The sequence below is a fragment of the Burkholderia sp. Ac-20392 genome, assembly GCF_017104585.1.
GTDB lineage: Bacteria > Pseudomonadota > Gammaproteobacteria > Burkholderiales > Burkholderiaceae > Burkholderia > Burkholderia lata.
On record NZ_JAAGPB010000916.1, the window covers coordinates 1 to 1,706 of the forward strand.

Sequence of the window (1,706 nt, forward strand, 5' to 3'; positions counted from 1 at the left end):
TCGGCGGCCGCGCTGCTGTATGGCTTCCTGCGGTTCACGCGGCTCGGCTGGGCCGTGCGCGCGACCGCGCAGGATCGCGACGCGGCGCTGCAGATGGGGGTCGACGTCGACCGCGTGAACCAGACCGTGTTCGCGATCGCGTGCGCGCTCGGCGGTGTGAGCGGGCTGCTGGTCGGCATGTACTACAACAGCATCGATCCGGCGATGGGCTTCCAGGCCACGCTGAAGGGCGTGGTCGCGCTGCTGATCGGCGGGCTCGGCAACGTGCCGGGCGCGATCGCGGGCAGCCTGCTGCTCGGCCTCGTCGAAAGCTACGGCGTCGCGCTGTTCGGCACCAGCTATCGCGACCTGTTCGCGTTCGGGCTGCTGATCGTGTTCCTCGTATGGCGGCCGAACGGGCTGTTCAGCGTGAACCGCGCGCTGCCGCCCGAGCCGATGACGGGCACCTTCCTCGCGGCCGCGAAGGCCGTGCGCGTGCCGCGTCCGGTACTCGTCGGGCTGGTCGCGTTGGCGGCCGTGCTGCCGTGGCTCGGCGCGTCGCCGTACGTGTTGCAGACGCTGACCAACGCGTGGCTGTACGGGCTGCTCGCGCTGAGCCTCACGCTCGTTGCGGGAACCGTCGGGCAGATCTCGCTCGGCCACGCGGCGCTGCTCGTGATCGGCGCGTATGCGTCGGCGCTGCTGTCGTCGGATCTCGGCTGGTCGCCGGCCGTGACGATCCCGTGCGCGGGGGTGATCACCGCGGTGCTCGGCACGCTGCTCGTCTATCCGGCATTCCGGCTGCGCGGGCATTACGTGTCGATCGCGACGCTCGGCATCGGCGAAGTGGTGAGTCTCGTGATCCTGAACTGGGACGGCCTCACGCGCGGCCCGCTCGGCATCACCGGCATTGCACCGCTGCCGTGGGCGACGACCGCACGTGCCGCGTACTGGTTCACGTTCGCGGTGCTCGTCGTGTTCGCGCTCGTGCAGGTGCGGCTGCTGCGCTCGCATCTCGGCCGCACGCTGCGCGCGGTGCGCGAGGACGACGTTGCCGCGCGTGCGCACGGCATCGCGCCGAACCGCTACAAGGCGATCGCGTTCGCGGTCGGCGGCGTCGCGGCCGGTGTGAGCGGCGGGATCGCCGCGCATCTGTACAGCTACATCAATCACCAGACCTTCGATTCGCAGGTGTCGATCCTCGCGCTGACGATGGTGATCCTCGGCGGCTTGGGCAACGTGCTCGGCGGCATCGCCGGCGCGATCGCGCTGATCGGGCTGCCCGAGCTGTTCCGCTGGGCGGCCGACTACCGGATGCTGATCTACGGCCTCGTGCTGCTGATGCTCGTCCGGTTCCGGCCGCAGGGCCTGCTCGGCACGGTGTGAGGAGGAATGCGATGACCACCACTCGACCCTTGCTCGACGTGCAGGGCCTCACGCGCCGCTTCGACGGCGTGACCGCGCTCGACGGCGCGAGCCTGACGCTCGCCGATGGCGAACTGCTGAGCGTGATCGGGCCGAACGGCGCGGGCAAGTCGACGCTGTTCAACCTGATCGCGGGCGCCGACCGGCCCGATGCCGGCCGCGTGACGTTCGACGGCCGCGACATCACGGGAACCGCGCCCGAACGCCTTGCGGCGCTCGGCATCGCGCGCACGTTCCAGCACGGCCGCGTGTTCGGCAACCTGAGCGTGCTCGACAACGTGCTGATCGGCGCGCATGCGCGG

2 protein-coding genes are annotated in these 1,706 nt (G+C 70.6%); both read left to right on the forward strand.

The window, feature by feature from the left end; genetic code table 11:
- Positions 1–1,365: ABC transporter permease (locus tag G3N99_RS39675; RefSeq protein WP_206125128.1), on the forward strand; the 1,365-nt coding region annotated here is incomplete at its 5' end.
- Between the two features lie 11 nt (positions 1,366–1,376).
- The coding region (locus G3N99_RS39680; protein WP_206125129.1) for an ATP-binding cassette domain-containing protein at positions 1,377–1,706 on the forward strand (330 nt) is incomplete at its 3' end.